This window comes from Streptomyces sp. NRRL S-244, from assembly GCF_000717915.1.
Lineage (GTDB): Bacteria > Actinomycetota > Actinomycetes > Streptomycetales > Streptomycetaceae > Streptomyces.
Genome location: NZ_JOCX01000072.1, coordinates 1 through 223 on the forward strand (window position 1 = coordinate 1; position 223 = coordinate 223).

The following is a 223-nucleotide window of genomic DNA, read 5'->3' on the forward strand; positions in this document are numbered from 1 at the left end:
GGCGGCGGTTTCCGTCGTGACGACCGTGGTGACCGGCCTTCTGGTGGCGGTTTCCGTCGCGATGACCGCGGTGGCGACCGTCCGTCGTACCCGCGCCGTGACGACGACCGCGGTGGGCGTCCCTCGTACCCGCGTCGCGATGACGACCGCGGTGGTTTCCGCGGCGGTCGTGACGACCGTGGTGGGGACCGCCCGTCCTACCCGCGCCGCGACGACCGCGGTG

1 protein-coding gene is annotated in these 223 nt (G+C 74.0%); it reads left to right on the forward strand.

Features of this window, described 5'->3' with window-relative positions; genetic code table 11:
* Positions 1–16: 16 nt before the first annotated feature.
* Positions 17–223: hypothetical protein (locus IF02_RS35850; protein WP_267880935.1), on the forward strand; the 207-nt coding region annotated here is incomplete at its 3' end.